The following is a 13,603-nucleotide window of genomic DNA, read 5'->3' as shown; positions in this document are numbered from 1 at the left end:
TTGGAGAGGGGGGTGTATGCGCGACCTTAGATCGGTTTGCGCCGGCACCCCCACCCCTGCCCTTTTCCGGATCGGAAAAGGCGGAAGTGGAGCGCTGGTTGAAGCGCCCCTTCTTCATGGTGCTTACGCAGCCTCGCCTTCGCCGGCGGCAGCCGCGGCGGCCTTGGCGTCGGCGCGCTCCTGGGACTTCTTGCCCGGGACAGCCTTCTGCGGGTTGTTGCGGGCCGGACGCTTCAGGAGGCCGGCGGCGTCGAGGAAGCGCAGGACGCGGTCGGTCGGCTGGGCGCCCTTGGCGAGCCAAGCCTGGATCTTCTCGGTCTCGAGAACGACCCGGCCGGCGTCATCCTTCGGCTTCATCGGGTCGTAGGTGCCGACCTTCTCGATGAAGCGGCCATCGCGCGGGGAGCGCGAGTCGGCGACAACGATGCGGTAGTAGGGACGCTTCTTCGCACCACCACGGGTGAGACGGATCTTCAGGGACATGGGATACTCCTTTTGGTGTCCTGTGATCAAACCTTGTGCCGCTCCGGATCATCCCGGAACGACAAAACCTATTTCTTCTTCCCAAACGGAAAGCCGCCGATGCCCGGAAGACCCGGGATCTTGCCGCCGCCGAGACCTGGGAGCCCCGGAACACCCTTCGGCATCGACGGAAGACCGCCGGCGCCGCCAGGGAAGTCGGGCAGCTTGCCGCCCATCTGCTTCTGCAGGGCTTCGATCTGCTCCGGCGTCGGTTGGGGCATGCCGCCCATGCCGCCGCCGAGGCCGAACATCTTGCCGAGCTGGCCGGCCATGCCCTTGCCCTTGCCGCCGCCCATCATCTTCATCATGTCGGCCATCTGGCGGTGCATCTTGAGCAGCTTGTTGATGTCCTCGACCTTCATGCCGGCACCGGCCGCGATGCGCTTCTTGCGCGAGGCCTTGAGGATGTCGGGATTGCGGCGCTCGGCCGGGGTCATGGAATCGATGATGGCGCGCTGGCGCTTGATGACCTTGTCGTCGAGATTGGCGTTCTCGAGCTGCGACTTCATCTTGGCGATGCCGGGCAGCATGCCGAGCATCCCGCCGATGCCGCCGATCTTCTCCATCTGGGCGAGCTGATCGCGCAGGTCTTCCAAGTCGAACTTGCCCTTGCGCATCTTGTCGGCCATGCGCTGGGCTTTTTCGGCGTCGAAATTCTCGGCCGCCTTTTCCACGAGCGAGACGATGTCGCCCATGCCGAGGATGCGGTTGGCGACGCGGGAGGGATGAAACTCCTCCAGCGCATCGACCTTCTCGCCCGTACCGATGAGCTTGATCGGCTTGCCGGTGACGGCACGCATCGACAGGGCGGCACCGCCGCGGGCATCGCCGTCCATTCTCGTCAGCACGATGCCGGTGACACCGAGGCGCTGGTCGAAGGCGCGCGCGGTGTTGACCGCGTCCTGACCGGTGAGCGCATCGGCCACGAGCAGCACCTCGTGCGGGCCGGTGGCGGCGCGCACTTCGGCTGCCTCCACCATCAGGGCCTCGTCAACCGTGACGCGGCCGGCGGTGTCGAGCATGACCACGTCGTAGCCGCCGAGACGCGCGGCTTCCATGGCCCGGCGGGCGATCTGCACCGCCGACTGGCCGGCGACGATCGGCAGCGTGTCGACGCCCACCTGCTTGCCGAGCACCGCGAGCTGCTCCATCGCGGCCGGGCGGCGGGTGTCGAGGGAGGCCATGAGCACCTTGCGGTTCTCGCGGTCCTTCAGACGCCGGGCGATCTTGGCCGTGGTCGTCGTCTTGCCCGAGCCTTGCAGGCCGACCATAAGGACGCCCACGGGGGGCACCGCATTGAGGCTGATCACCTCCGCGTCCGCGCCCAGCATCTCCACGAGCTGGTCGTGGACGATCTTGACCACCTGCTGGCCAGGAGAAACCGACTTGACCACCTCGGCGCCGACCGCGCGGGCGCGCACCTTGTCGGTGAACGAGCGCACCACCTCGAGGGCAACGTCGGCCTCGAGCAGGGCGCGGCGGACCTCCCGCAGGGCGGCGTTGACATCTTCCTCGGTGAGAGCGCCGCGGCGCGTCAGCCCGTTGAGGATATTGGAAAGCTTATCGGAAAGGCCTTCGAACATGATCACTCAATTCCTCTTGCGATGAGAGGTACATCGCGATCCTCAAGGGCTTTTTCAAAGTGTCTGATGGCCGCCTCGAACTTGTCGCGGCAGCCGGGATTGCAGAAGCCGACCACCTCGCCGCGATAGAGGGTGAGCGAATCCGCCGCGATCGGCTTCCCCGACCACGGGCAGGTCTCGTTGATCGCGTCCTCGATGCGCAAAGTCTTGTCTGACATTCGTTCATCCCTTGGCACCTTCGCAGCCTCATCCTGAGGAGGCCGTCAGGCCCTCTCGAAGGACGAGGCGTCTCCAGCGCCCGCTGGCCCCTCCTTCGAGATGCCTGCTGCGCAGGCTCCTCAGGATGAGGGCCGTTCAAGAGAAAACCCAAATGAAAGCGCGCCCGAGGGCGCATCGCGCTGTCGGACGTTGACCTCCAGCCTCTCGGGCTGGTCGGCGGCTCAAAAAGGGCTCGCTCTACAGATTTGCGGTCAGCCGATAAGGGAAAAGGGTGGCGAAGTCAAGGAAAGGGCTTTTTTGGAGCTCAGTGGACGGTCATCCCGCACGGAGTTGCGCTCATCCACGTCATCACCGGCCTTGTGCCGGTGATCTCGCTCGGGAAAGTGACGAGCCTCACAGAAATGGGATGGCCGGGACAAGCCCGGCCATGACGGAGGGGCCTTGCCGATCCACTCCCGCGTCCCCACGCTTAAAGCTTCGCCGAGGATCCCTGCTCCGATGAACCGCCGCACCCTTCTTAAAGCTTTAGGCCTTCCCGTCATCGCCGCCACCGGGGCGCTGGGCTGGGTGACCGCCGCGCGCTCGAAGAACCGTTACTACGACGGCCCGGTCAGCGACCATTTCGACGGTGTGCGGTTCTTCACGCCCGGGCAGCCGCAGGACAAAGGTTTGCTCGAATTGGCACGCTGGCGGCTCGGCGGCGGGCGCAAGGACTGGCCGGAGAGCTTCCCGAGCCCCTTCCGGGACAAGCCCCCGGCGGAGGTGCCGGGCGTGCGCTCGGCGCTGATCGGCCACGCCTCGTTCCTGATCCAGGTGGCGGGGCTCAACATCCTGACCGACCCGGTCTTTTCCGAGCGGGCGAGCCCGGTCTCCTTTGCCGGCCCTACGCGGGTCAATCCGCCCGGCATCGCCTTCGACGATCTGCCGCCGATCCACGTGGTGCTGATCACGCACAACCATTACGACCATCTCGATACCGAGACGTTGGGCCGGCTCTGGCAGCGTTTCCGGCCGAAGTTTGTGGCGCCGCTGGGCAACGATGCGGTGATCCGGGCCGAGCATCCCGAGATCCCGGTCGAGACGCGGGACTGGGGCGGCTCGGTGGATCTGGGCCGCGGCGTCACGGCGCATCTGGAGCCCGCCTATCACTGGTCGGCGCGGGGCATCAACGACCGGCGCATGGCGCTCTGGTGCGCCTATGTGCTCACGACGCCCGCCGGCACGATCTATCACATCGGCGATACGGGCTTCGGCGACGGCAAGATCTTCCATGCGGTGCGCGAGCGTTTCGGCAAACCGCGCCTCGCGCATCTGCCCATCGGCGCCTACGAGCCGCGCTGGTTCATGAAGCCGCAGCACATGAACCCGGAGGATGCCGTGAAGGTGCTCACCATCATCGAAGCCGAGCAGGCGCTCGGCCACCATTGGGGCACGTTCCGGCTGACCGACGAGGGCGTCGAGGAACCGCTGCAGGAGCTGGCAGCCGCTTTGCAGACGGCCGAGATCCCGGGGGAACGCTTCAGGGCGCTACGGCCCGGCGAAGTTTGGGAGGCGCCTCATTCTTTCGGCTGAACGTAGATGTTCACCTCGAAATTGGTGTCCTGCGAATCCGTGAAGTCGCTCACGTATTCCTCGATGAACGCGTCCTTGGCGACGATCTCCTTGATGTCGAGATAGGCGGTGATCGTCTCGTAGGTGCCGTCGATCTCGTCATAGGCGTCCTTGTGCACGAAGCGGAAGGACTTGCCCTCCGGCGTGCGGCCGAACTTGATCTCAGGGGTGAGCTCGGTCTTGCCCTCCGGCACCCTGGCGATCGGCACCATGGCCTCGTACTTGAAGCCGTTGTCATCCGTATCGACGAAGATCGTGAGCGGCCGGCCCGCGGGCGCAATCCCGGCCTTTTTCATCTCGGCGTCGATCTTGGCGAAGGCTGCTTTAAGGTTCTCATAGGCCTCGTCCCAGGTGCTGATGCCGGCGAGCACCACCGTGTCCTTGGACAGGAGTACGCCCTCTTCCACGCCGGTGGGATCGCTTGGGTTCGGGAACAGGGTCGAGCGGGCTGCCTCCTGCACCGGAGCCGGGCCGGCGGGAGCCGGGGGCGTCGGGGTGGTGGGCGCAGGCTGAGCCGTGGCGGGAGCCTGGGGCTGGGCCGGAGCGTCCGACGGAGCAGGAGCGGTCTGAGCCTGCGGTGCAGGCTGGGGCGCTGCCGGAGGAGGGGCCGCCGGGGTTGCCGGTACCTCGGACGCGGCGGGCGGCGAGCTTGCCGGTGGAGGCGTCTGCGCCAGCGCCACGCCGGAGCCGAGGGCCAGAACCAGGATAGGAACAGAGAAGCGCAGCCGCATGAGAAGAACGCCTTACCCGCGAATCACGAAGGGATACCTTGCTGCAACATAGAAGGCTTTCGAAGCAGCCGCGAGAGCATCCCCAAGCTGCTGTGGAGAGACGGATTGCAGCAGGGCCTGCACAACAATTGGTCTGATTGACAACCCTAGGCCCTGACGGAAGCTGGGGCGGATGGCCTATGCTCAGGCTCTGCCTCCTCACCTCGGGCTGCTTCATGACGGAAGACTTCCTCATCTTTGCGCTGATCGGCTTCGGAGCGCAGCTCGTCGACGGGGCGCTCGGCATGGCCTTCGGGGTGCTATCCACCACGAGCCTCCTCGCCTTCGGGGTGCCGCCGGCTACCGCCAGCGCCGTGACCCACGTGACGGAGATCTTCACCACGGCGGCCTCCGGTGCCTCCCATGTGGTCCACCGCAACGTGAACTGGCGCCTCGTGGCCCGGCTGGCGCCGGCCGGCATGATCGGCGGGGGCATCGGGGCCTTCATCCTGGCCAATATCGACGCCAAGACCATACAGCCCGTGGTGTCCGCCTATCTCCTGGCGATCGGCCTCTACATCGTCTTCAAGGCCTTCCAGCCCCTCTGGCCCAGGGAGGTGCGCGACTGGCTGGTGCCCTGGATCGGGGCCGGCGGCGGCCTGCTCGACGCCATGGGCGGCGGAGGGTGGGGCCCCATCGTCACCAGTTCCCTGATCGGCCGGGGCCATGCGCCCCGGCAGGTGATCGGCTCGACCAACCTGACCGAATTCCTCGTCACCACTGTGATCTCCGCCACGTTCATCGTGACGCTGGGCTGGTCCGAGCTGAGTTCGGCGGCGGGCCTCATCGTCGGCGGCGTCCTAGCGGCCCCGCTCGGCGGACTGGTGGTCAGCCGCCTGCCGACCCGCCCGCTCATGGTCGGCGTCGGCCTCATCATCATCGCCACCAGCATCCCGCGGATCCTCGCCGCCTTTTAGACGATATTGCCGCAGGGCTTTTCGACCCCTCTCGCGATTTCCGGCATTTTCAGCCATATACGGCCGCATGAGTGCCCTTTCGAACAGCCGCTTCCTGAAGATGAACGGTCTCGGCAACGAGATCACCGTGCTTGACCTGCGCGGCTCGCCTCACCGGGTGAGCGCCGCGGAAGCGCGCGCCATCGCGGCCGACCCGCGCTCGCGTTTCGACCAGCTGATGGTGCTGCACGACCCCGTGACCCCGGGCACCGACGCCTATATGCGCATCTACAACACGGACGGCTCGGAATCCGGCGCCTGCGGCAACGGCACCCGCTGCGTTGCCTGGGCCATGACCGCCGATCCGATCATGAGCCGGCCGGTGGACCGTGACCTCGTGCTCGAGACCAAGGCCGGGCTCCTGCCCGTGGAGCGGGTCTCGGACCGGGTCTTCACCGTCGATATGGGCCCGCCGCGGCTCGCCTGGAGCGAGATCCCCCTGCGCGATCCTTATCCGGACACCCGCACCATCGCGCTCGACACAAGGCTGACCGAAGCGCCGGAGCTGCAGGGGCCGTCGGCCGTCAGCATGGGCAACCCGCATGTGATCTTCTGGGTCGGGGATGCGGAAGGCTACGATCTCGCCGCCATCGGGCCGATCTTCGAACACGATCCGGCCCTGCCGGAGCGCGCCAACATTTCCTTTGCCCAGGTGACCGGCCCCGAGCACATCGTGCTCCGCGTCTGGGAACGCGGCGCCGGCGCAACCCGCGCCTGCGGCTCGGCCGCCTGTGCCACCCTCGTGGCTGCTGCCCGCAAAGGACTCACCGGCCGCCGGGCCGTGGTGGCCCTGCCCGGCGGCGATCTCGTGATCGAATGGCGCGAGAGCGACGACCACGTGCTCATGACCGGCCCGACCGAACTGGAGCACGAGGGCACCTTGTCGCCTGCCCTCTTTTCAGAGGTGGCCTGATGGCGGTCGAAGTGGTCACCTTCGGCTGCCGGCTCAACATCTACGAGTCGGAGGCGATGCAGCGCCACGCTCAGGACGCGGGTCTCGGTGAGGTGGTGATCGTCAACACCTGCGCGGTCACGGGCGAGGCGACGCGCCAGGCGCGCCAGTCGATTCGCAGGATCGCCCGCGAGAAGCCCGGTGCCCGCATCATCGTGACGGGCTGCGCGGCGCAAGTGGAGCCGGAAACGTTTGCCGCCATGCCGGAGGTGTCACAGGTCATCGGCAACCACGAGAAGATGAAGGCCGAAACCTGGGCCGGCATGCGCGATTTCGGCGTAGGCCTCACGGAAAGGGTTCTGGTCAACGACATCATGGCAGTGAAGGAAACCGCCATGCACCTCATCGACGGCCTGCGCGGGCACACCCGCGCCTTCGTGCAGGTGCAGAACGGCTGCGACCACCGCTGCACCTTCTGCATCATCCCCTATGGCCGCGGCAATTCCCGCTCCGTGCCCATGGGAGCGGTGGTGGAGCAGGTGCGCACCCTCGTGGAGCACGGCTCCCGCGAGGTGGTGCTCACCGGCGTCGATATCACCAGCTACGGCCGGGACCTGCCGGGCGAGCCCAAGCTCGGCACCCTGGTGAAGGGCCTGCTGCGCCACGTGCCGGAGCTGGAGCGCCTGCGCATCTCGTCGATCGACTCGGTCGAGGCCGACGACGACCTGCTCGACGTGATCGCGAGCGAGAGCCGTCTGATGCCGCACCTGCATCTCTCGCTGCAGGCGGGCGACGACATGGTGCTGAAGCGCATGAAGCGACGGCACCTTCGGGCAGATGCCATCGCGTTCTGCGAGCAGGTGAAGCGCCTGCGCCCCGAGATGATCTTCGGCGCCGACATCATCGCGGGCTTCCCGACCGAGACCGAAGAGATGTTCGCCCGCTCCCTCGACATCGTCGAGGAATGCGAGCTGACGCATCTCCACGTCTTCCCGTTCTCGCCCCGCCCCGGCACGCCCGCAGCCCGCATGCCGCAGGTGGCGCGCGATGTGGTGAAGGACCGGGCGCGCCGCCTGCGCGAAAAGGGCGAGGCCGCTTTGCTCAAGCATCTCACCGCTGAGGTCGGCACGCGCCGCAACGTGCTGATCGAGTTGAACCAGCTCGGCCGCACGGAAGGGTTTACGCCCGTGCGTTTCACCAGGCCGGTGACGCGGGGCGAGATCATGTCGGTCACCATTGCCGGACACGACGGCAAGGAGCTGCTGGCAGCTTAAAGCGCGCCGCACGCCTCCACCCGCTCGCGCATATGCGTCGGCACCGGCGCCTCCACGAGGATCGGCGACTTCTTCGGGTAGAGCGGCACGGTCACACTTCTCGCATGCAGGTGCAGGCCCGGTCCGCCGAACCGTGGCGCCGTGCCGTAGATCGGATCGCCCAGGATCGGAAAGCCCGAGGCTTGGCAATGGACGCGCAGCTGGTGGGTGCGCCCTGTGATGGGGCGCAGTTCGAGCAGGGTGAAGCGCTTCTCATCCTCCCCTTGAGGGGGAGGGTCGGAGCGCGTCAGCGCTCCGGGGTGGGGTGGCAGCACGACGCTTACAGAAGTCTCGCTTCCCACCCCCTCCCGCGCCTCCGGCGCGACCTCCCCCCTCAAGGGGGAGGTGTGGCTCCGCCCCAGCACCCGCCACTGTGTCAGCGAAGGCTGGCCCTTCGGGTCTACCTTCATCCACCAGCCGCGGTCGGGCGATTTGGGGGCGAGCGGGAGATCGATTTCACCCTCGTCCGCGTCCGGCCCGCCCTCGACCACGGCCCAGTAGACCTTGTCGATCTCGCCCTTCTTGAACATCTCATTGAGGCGGGCGATGGCCTTCGGGTGGCGCCCGAGAATGAGGCAGCCGGACGTGTCCTTGTCGAGGCGGTGCGCGGCCTCCGGACGGCGGGGCAGGCCGAAGCGGAGGGCATCGAGATGATGAAACAGGGTCTCGCCGCCCTTGGGGCCCGGATGCACCGGCAGCCCGGCGGGTTTGTCGATCACGAGCATCAGGGCATCGCGATACAGCAATCGGCTTACTATCTCTTCCGCATTCATGATGCCTCGGCTATCGAGGCAGCAACGCTAAATCAAGCATCAGCATTCACAAGGCACGCAGAGCATGGCTGAAAACAAGCCCGGATTCCTCTCCCGTCTGTTCGGGCGCAAGGCTGACACACCCACGGCTCCCGCACCGGCTCCGGAAACGCCGCAGGCCGGCGGCGAGCCCGAGGCGATGCCGTCTCCGCCCACGACCGGCGCGGACGATCTCGCGGCCGCTCCCTCCACCGTGACCACCGCCTCTCCCGACACGCCCGAGGAGAACAAGACACCGCCGGAGCTGGCCGGCGCCGATCTCCAGCCCATCGAGGGATTGGACCCGGAGGGCACCAACCCGCAGGAGCCGCTGCCGCGCATCGTCACCGAGCACGGCCCCGAGCTGCGCCCGGACATCACGGCCGCGGATTTAGGAACCCCTGAACCCGCTCCCGCCGAAGTCGTTCCCGTGGCTGAGACCAAGCCTGCCGCGGCTCCCAGCTGGTGGCAGCGCCTGACGGACGGCATGCGCCGCACCTCCTCGTCGCTCTCCGACAGCGTCACCGGCCTCTTCACCAAGCGCCGGCTCGATGCGGCCACCCTCGAGGAGCTGGAGGACGCGCTGGTCCAGGCGGATCTCGGCGTGCCCACCGCCATGCGGATCACGGAGGCGATCTCATCCGGGCGCTACAACAAGGAGATCTCGCCCCAGGAGGTAAAGTCCATTCTCGCCGGCGAGGTGGAGAAGACGCTGCAGCCCGTGGCCCAGCCGCTCGTCGTGGACCGGTCGCAAAAACCCTTCGTCATCCTGATGATCGGCGTGAACGGCGCAGGGAAAACGACCACCATCGGCAAGCTCTCCCAGAAGTTCCGACAGCAGGGCCTGAAGGTGATGCTCGCCGCCGGCGATACCTTCCGGGCCGCTGCCATCGAGCAGCTGAAGGTGTGGGGCGAGCGTGTCGGCGCGCCGGTGCTCTCCCGCGAGCAGGGCGCGGATGCGGCGGGCCTCGCTTTCGACGCGCTAGAGGCAGCCAAGGCCAATGGCTCGGACGTGCTGCTCATCGACACGGCGGGCCGCCTGCAGAACAAGGCCGGGCTGATGGCCGAGCTCGAAAAGATCGTGCGCGTGGTCAAGAAGTTCGACCCGAGCGCGCCCCATGCCACGCTCCTCGTCCTCGATGCGACGGTGGGCCAGAACGCCATGAGCCAGGTGGAGCTGTTCCAGAAGGCGGCCGGCGTCACGGGCCTCGTGATGACCAAGCTCGACGGCACCGCTCGAGGCGGCATCCTGGTGGCGCTAGCGGAAAAATTCCGCATCCCTGTGCACTTCATCGGCGTCGGCGAGGGGGTGGAGGACCTGGAGCCTTTCACCGCACGGGATTTCGCCAAAGCCATTGCCGGGTTAGAAGCAACATCATGACCGACGAAAAGCGCCTCCCCCCTCTCCTCAAGCTCGCCCTCGAACTCGGGCCGCTGGCCCTGTTCTTCATCGGCAATGCCTATGGCGACCGCTTCGGCTTCGCGCAGGACCAGCGCATCTTCGCCGCTACGGGAATCTTCATCGTGGCAACGGTGATCGCGCTCGGCATCAGCTACGGGCTTACCCGAAAGCTGCCGATCATGCCGGTGGTGTCGGCCATCGTGGTCGTGATCTTCGGCGGGCTGACGCTCTTCCTGCAAGACGATCTTTTCATCAAGCTCAAGCCCACCATCGTGAACACCCTGTTCGGCCTTGTGCTGCTGGGCGGCCTCTATTTCCGCAGGCCCCTGCTGCAGATCGTGCTCGACAGCGTGTTCGAGCTTGACGAGGAGGGCTGGCGCAAGCTCACCTTGCGCTGGGCGCTGTTCTTCTTCGCACTGGCCGCGATCAATGAGATCGTCTGGCGCACGCAGACCACAGATTTCTGGGTGAGCTTCAAGGTCTTCGGTATCATGCCGCTCACCATCGCCTTTGCATTGGCGCAGACGCCGCTGCTGCTGAAGCACGAGATCAAGAATGCGGAAGAGGTTTAAACAACCTGGACGCTGTCATTCCGGGCTCCGCTGCGCGGCCCCGGAATGACAGCGAAACCCTCACCCCACCGGCTTCATCAGCACCATCCGGCGCGTGACCCCCGGCAGCGGATCGCACTCCACCTCCGTCCAGAGATCCTCCTCGCCCGCCGCCAGAACCGTTTCCTGCGAGGCGAGAAGCTCGCAATCCGTGGCCTTCGTCGCCTGCTCGATGCGGGACGCGATGTTGACGGTCTCGCCCACCACGGTGAACTCGAGCCGGCTCTCGTCGCCCACCACGCCGCAGAACACGTCGCCCGTATGGATGCCGATGCCAAGGCGCACCGGCGGGTTGAAGCCGCGCTTGGCGTTCCAGCGTTCAATGAGGCTAAGCAGGGTGCGTCCGCACGCCAGAGCACGCCTCGCGTCGCCGTCCTGCGCGCCCGGCACGCCGAAGAGGATGAGCGCCCCGTCGCCGGTGAACTTGTCGATGACGCCGCCGTGCCGGGAGGCGGCGCGCAGCACGCGCCGGCGGAAGGATGTGATGAACACGGCAAGCTGCGCCGGCTCCATGGTCTCGCCGAAGGTGGTCGAGGCGCGAATGTCGACGAACATGACTGTCACCGGAATGCGCCGTCCCTGGCGCAACGAGGCAAAGGCCTGGTCGGTGAGGATGGGCGCGAGCTCGCGCGGCAGGTAGCGGGTGAGATTGGCCCGCAGGGTGGTCTCCCGAACGGCCCGCTCCAGCATGAGCCGGCCCTGGCGCGCCACGAGGATCAGGATCAGGCCGGCGGCAAAGACCATGACGATGCGGACCATGTTGGTCTGCATGGAGAACAGGCCCGCAATCGCCGCGAGATCCTGCTGTCGCTCCTCGAGGGTCAGGAACCCGCCGCTGAAAGCGATGAGCGTCAGGCCCACTACATAGACGGCGGCCACGAAGGCCTGGAGCCGCGGCTGATAATGGATTGCCGCCGCCGCCATGGTGATCGGCACCACCCAGGCCACCGGAAACGCCGAAAACAGGCTGCCGGGGATGTTGAGGCCCCAGTGGCTGTAGGCGAGATTGCCGAGAACCAGCAACGCGTCGGTGACCGCCGTGACTACCGGCAGCTGCGCGATGGCGATCCGCCGCGAGGCAAGCCACGCACCGAACCATCCCGATGCGCCGAACAGGACAAGGGTGAGTTCGGCTGCGGCGATCTGCTTGCGCGCCACCGGGTTGTCGAACTCGACCCCTGCCGTGGCCACCACGACCGCCAGCAGCAGGAGCCCCCCGGTGACCATGCGGGCCATGCCGGCCCGCTGCAGCGCTCCGGTATCGGCTTCGCGAATCAGCCGCTGGGTGGCGTCACTCAGGACCGGGGTCGTGCGCAGGGTGTTGAGCCGGGCCAGGGCGGCACGGGTGCGGGATCGAGGGGTCACAGGCTTCCTTTTGCTCGCCGGCGGGTTCATGCACTATGTCACTGGACTGCCTCGGTGCCCATTACGGATCCGTTACGCCACCATGAAGAGCCGTTTAGCCTTGGCGACATCCCCGCATCTCACAGGAATATATGGTTCATGAGCGAGACCAGCCAAGCGATCACGGTCTATGTGGATGCGGATGCCTGTCCGGTGAAGCCGGAGATCTACAAGGTCGCCGGGCGCCATGGGGTGAAGGTGTTCGTGGTGTCGAATTCCTTCTTGCAGGTGCCGCCCGACCCGCTGATCGAGCGCGTGGTGGTGAGCGCAGGCTTCGACGCGGCCGACGACTGGATCGCCGAGCGCGCCCGGCGCGGCGCCATCGTGATCACCGCCGACATCCCGCTGGCCCATCGCTGCGTGACGGCCGGCGCCGACGTGATCGGCCCGACGGGCAAGCCCTTTAGCCAAGCCTCCATCGGCATGGCGCTCGCCACCCGCAACCTCATGGAGGACCTGCGCGCCATGGGCGACGTGACCGGCGGGCCGAAGCCGTTTTCACCGAGGGACCGCTCGGCCTTCCTGTCGGCGCTGGATGTAGCGATCAACCGGCTCAAGCGCGCGGGGTTTGGCGCAGCTTCTCCTTGAACGCGGAAAAATTCTCCGGCGTCAGCGGGCCGATATGCTTGTGGCGGATGGTGCCGTCGGGGCCGACGATGAAGGTTTCGGGCACGCCGTAGACGCCCCAATCGATGGAGGCGCGTCCGTTAGGATCCACGCCGACGGCGGCATAGGGATTACCGAGGGCGCCGAGAAAGCGGCGGGCGTTGTCCGGGTTGTCCCTCTGGTTGATGCCGACCACGCGGACGGACGGGTCCTTGGCGAGCTCCACCAGCAGCGGATGCTCCTGGCGGCAGGGACCGCACCAGGACGCCCACACATTCACCACCGTGACGCGGCCCTTCAGGTCCCCATTGGAAAAGCCCGGCACCGGCTGGCCATTGGCCACGAGGCCTTCGAGCGGCGCGAGGTTGAAAGTCGGCACCGGCTTGTTGATGAGGACGGAGGGCAATTCGGCCGGGTTGCGACCGGAGAACAGCTGCACGGCGAAAAGCCCCACCAGAGCGCCAAAGACGAGCCCCGGCAGGATGAAGATCAGGCGCGACCGGGGGCGCTCGGCTGCCTCAGCCACGGCGGGACCTCCGGCCGATGCCGCGGGACTCGAGATCGGCCAGAGCGCGCACCTGAATACGATGATCGATCACAGCACGCAGGATCAGGCCCGCGACCACCAGGGCTGTCACGATGTAGGAAAAGGCGATGAAGAACGTGTGCGACATAGCTTAAGCCGCCTGCGCGTCGAGGCGCTCGGCCTCGAGAATGGTAAGGGTGCGCACCCGGCGGCGCAGGATCTCGGTGCGCATGCCGGCAAGATGCAGCGCAATGCCCAGAAGCGAGAAGGCCACGGCCATGATCAGGAGCGGCACGAGCATGGAGGAATGGATCGTCGGCCCGTCGATGCGGAACACGGAGGCCGGCTGGTGCAGGGTGTTCCACCAATCGACGGAGAATTTGACGATCGGCACGTT

The 13,603-nt window shown here is 66.7% G+C and carries 15 protein-coding genes and 1 pseudogene; 7 read left to right on the top strand and 9 right to left on the bottom strand.

All coding sequences use genetic code 11. The features are described from left to right. Positions 1-123 precede the first annotated feature (123 nt). The 3 genes from rpsP to JQC81_RS30345 form a co-directional block, all read right to left on the bottom strand. A complete protein-coding gene (gene rpsP, locus JQC81_RS30355; RefSeq protein WP_203275506.1) occupies positions 124-483 on the bottom strand; it encodes a 30S ribosomal protein S16 in 360 nt (119 codons plus the stop codon). 68 nt (positions 484-551) lie between these two features. Then, entirely contained in the window at positions 552-2,105 is a 1,554-nt protein-coding gene (gene ffh, locus JQC81_RS30350; RefSeq protein WP_203275505.1) for a signal recognition particle protein, read from the bottom strand. A gap of 2 nt (positions 2,106-2,107) precedes the next feature. After that, positions 2,108-2,323 carry an eL24 family ribosomal protein gene (locus JQC81_RS30345; RefSeq protein ID WP_203275504.1) on the bottom strand — a complete coding sequence of 72 codons (216 nt, stop codon included), beginning with the start codon at positions 2,321-2,323 and terminating at the stop codon, positions 2,108-2,110. 499 nt (positions 2,324-2,822) lie between these two features. Between JQC81_RS30345 and JQC81_RS30340 the strand changes: the two genes are divergently transcribed. Next, positions 2,823-3,896: an MBL fold metallo-hydrolase gene (locus tag JQC81_RS30340; RefSeq protein ID WP_203275503.1), complete on the top strand. Its 1,074-nt coding sequence runs from the start codon at positions 2,823-2,825 to the stop codon at positions 3,894-3,896. On the opposite strand, the gene JQC81_RS30335 is transcribed toward JQC81_RS30340, so the two are convergent. Then, positions 3,881-4,666 carry a GyrI-like domain-containing protein gene (locus JQC81_RS30335; protein ID WP_203275502.1) on the bottom strand — a complete coding sequence of 262 codons (786 nt, stop codon included), beginning with the start codon at positions 4,664-4,666 and terminating at the stop codon, positions 3,881-3,883. The genes JQC81_RS30340 and JQC81_RS30335 overlap by 16 nt on opposite strands. A gap of 215 nt (positions 4,667-4,881) precedes the next feature. Between JQC81_RS30335 and JQC81_RS30330 the strand changes: the two genes are divergently transcribed. From JQC81_RS30330 to mtaB, 3 genes are all read left to right on the top strand, one after another. After that, positions 4,882-5,622 carry a sulfite exporter TauE/SafE family protein gene (locus tag JQC81_RS30330; RefSeq protein WP_203275507.1) on the top strand — a complete coding sequence of 247 codons (741 nt, stop codon included), beginning with the start codon at positions 4,882-4,884 and terminating at the stop codon, positions 5,620-5,622. Between the two features lie 67 nt (positions 5,623-5,689). After that, entirely contained in the window at positions 5,690-6,574 is an 885-nt protein-coding gene (dapF, locus tag JQC81_RS30325) for a diaminopimelate epimerase (protein WP_203275501.1), read from the top strand. Further along, the gene (mtaB, locus tag JQC81_RS30320; RefSeq protein ID WP_203275500.1) at positions 6,574-7,827 is read left to right on the top strand and encodes a tRNA (N(6)-L-threonylcarbamoyladenosine(37)-C(2))-methylthiotransferase MtaB; all 1,254 of its coding nucleotides are present in this window, start codon (positions 6,574-6,576) and stop codon (positions 7,825-7,827) included. The genes dapF and mtaB overlap by 1 nt, the downstream gene beginning before the upstream one ends. Here the strand turns inward: mtaB and JQC81_RS30315 are convergent. Continuing rightward, positions 7,824-8,639 carry an RluA family pseudouridine synthase gene (locus tag JQC81_RS30315; protein ID WP_203275499.1) on the bottom strand — a complete coding sequence of 272 codons (816 nt, stop codon included), beginning with the start codon at positions 8,637-8,639 and terminating at the stop codon, positions 7,824-7,826. The two genes, mtaB and JQC81_RS30315, sit on opposite strands and share 4 nt — an antisense overlap. 64 nt (positions 8,640-8,703) lie before the next feature. Here JQC81_RS30315 and ftsY point away from each other — a divergent pair, with 64 nt between their 5' ends. Both ftsY and JQC81_RS30305 read left to right on the top strand, forming a co-directional pair. Then, complete coding sequence (gene ftsY, locus JQC81_RS30310; RefSeq protein WP_203275498.1) at positions 8,704-10,038, top strand: signal recognition particle-docking protein FtsY; 1,335 nt, start codon at positions 8,704-8,706, stop codon at positions 10,036-10,038. Then, positions 10,035-10,631, top strand: a complete 597-nt coding sequence (locus tag JQC81_RS30305; protein ID WP_203275497.1) for a septation protein A — start codon at positions 10,035-10,037, stop codon at positions 10,629-10,631. Before ftsY ends, JQC81_RS30305 begins: the two co-directional genes overlap by 4 nt. Before the next feature lie 60 nt (positions 10,632-10,691). Here the strand turns inward: JQC81_RS30305 and JQC81_RS34195 are convergent, their stop codons facing one another. Beyond that, on the bottom strand, positions 10,692-12,035 hold the full coding sequence (locus JQC81_RS34195; RefSeq protein WP_203275496.1) for an adenylate/guanylate cyclase domain-containing protein: 1,344 nt from the start codon (positions 12,033-12,035) through the stop codon (positions 10,692-10,694). 138 nt (positions 12,036-12,173) lie between these two features. On the opposite strand from JQC81_RS34195, the gene JQC81_RS30295 reads away from it, so the two are divergent. Further along, the gene (locus tag JQC81_RS30295; RefSeq protein WP_203275495.1) at positions 12,174-12,662 is read left to right on the top strand and encodes a YaiI/YqxD family protein; all 489 of its coding nucleotides are present in this window, start codon (positions 12,174-12,176) and stop codon (positions 12,660-12,662) included. Here the strand turns inward: JQC81_RS30295 and JQC81_RS30290 are convergent. From JQC81_RS30290 to JQC81_RS30280, 3 genes and pseudogenes are all read right to left on the bottom strand, one after another. Beyond that, complete coding sequence (locus JQC81_RS30290) at positions 12,628-13,206, bottom strand: DsbE family thiol:disulfide interchange protein (protein ID WP_203275494.1); 579 nt, start codon at positions 13,204-13,206, stop codon at positions 12,628-12,630. The genes JQC81_RS30295 and JQC81_RS30290 overlap by 35 nt on opposite strands. Further along, positions 13,199-13,354: a heme exporter protein CcmD gene (gene ccmD / locus JQC81_RS30285; protein ID WP_203275493.1), complete on the bottom strand. Its 156-nt coding sequence runs from the start codon at positions 13,352-13,354 to the stop codon at positions 13,199-13,201. The genes JQC81_RS30290 and ccmD overlap by 8 nt, the downstream gene beginning before the upstream one ends. Positions 13,355-13,357: 3 nt before the next feature. Beyond that, positions 13,358-13,603, bottom strand: a pseudogene (locus JQC81_RS30280) (heme transporter HemC); the annotation flags it as partial.

The organism is Microvirga arabica, assembly GCF_016811235.1.
Taxonomy (GTDB): Bacteria; Pseudomonadota; Alphaproteobacteria; order Rhizobiales; family Beijerinckiaceae; genus Microvirga; species Microvirga arabica.
This window is presented reverse-complemented; position numbering and strand designations above follow the sequence as displayed.

What these genes read in the sequence shown, in the direction of transcription:
- rpsP (WP_203275506.1), bottom strand. Translation starts at nt 483, where the DNA reads ATGTCCCTGAAGATCCGTCTCACCCGTGGTGGTGCGAAGAAGCGTCCC.
- ffh (WP_203275505.1), bottom strand. Translation starts at nt 2,105, where the DNA reads ATGTTCGAAGGCCTTTCCGATAAGCTTTCCAATATCCTCAACGGGCTG.
- JQC81_RS30345 (WP_203275504.1), bottom strand. Translation starts at nt 2,323, where the DNA reads ATGTCAGACAAGACTTTGCGCATCGAGGACGCGATCAACGAGACCTGC.
- JQC81_RS30340 (WP_203275503.1), top strand. Translation starts at nt 2,823, where the DNA reads ATGAACCGCCGCACCCTTCTTAAAGCTTTAGGCCTTCCCGTCATCGCC.
- JQC81_RS30335 (WP_203275502.1), bottom strand. Translation starts at nt 4,666, where the DNA reads ATGCGGCTGCGCTTCTCTGTTCCTATCCTGGTTCTGGCCCTCGGCTCC.
- JQC81_RS30330 (WP_203275507.1), top strand. Translation starts at nt 4,882, where the DNA reads ATGACGGAAGACTTCCTCATCTTTGCGCTGATCGGCTTCGGAGCGCAG.
- dapF (WP_203275501.1), top strand. Translation starts at nt 5,690, where the DNA reads ATGAGTGCCCTTTCGAACAGCCGCTTCCTGAAGATGAACGGTCTCGGC.
- mtaB (WP_203275500.1), top strand. Translation starts at nt 6,574, where the DNA reads ATGGCGGTCGAAGTGGTCACCTTCGGCTGCCGGCTCAACATCTACGAG.
- JQC81_RS30315 (WP_203275499.1), bottom strand. Translation starts at nt 8,639, where the DNA reads ATGAATGCGGAAGAGATAGTAAGCCGATTGCTGTATCGCGATGCCCTG.
- ftsY (WP_203275498.1), top strand. Translation starts at nt 8,704, where the DNA reads ATGGCTGAAAACAAGCCCGGATTCCTCTCCCGTCTGTTCGGGCGCAAG.
- JQC81_RS30305 (WP_203275497.1), top strand. Translation starts at nt 10,035, where the DNA reads ATGACCGACGAAAAGCGCCTCCCCCCTCTCCTCAAGCTCGCCCTCGAA.
- JQC81_RS30295 (WP_203275495.1), top strand. Translation starts at nt 12,174, where the DNA reads ATGAGCGAGACCAGCCAAGCGATCACGGTCTATGTGGATGCGGATGCC.
- ccmD (WP_203275493.1), bottom strand. Translation starts at nt 13,354, where the DNA reads ATGTCGCACACGTTCTTCATCGCCTTTTCCTACATCGTGACAGCCCTG.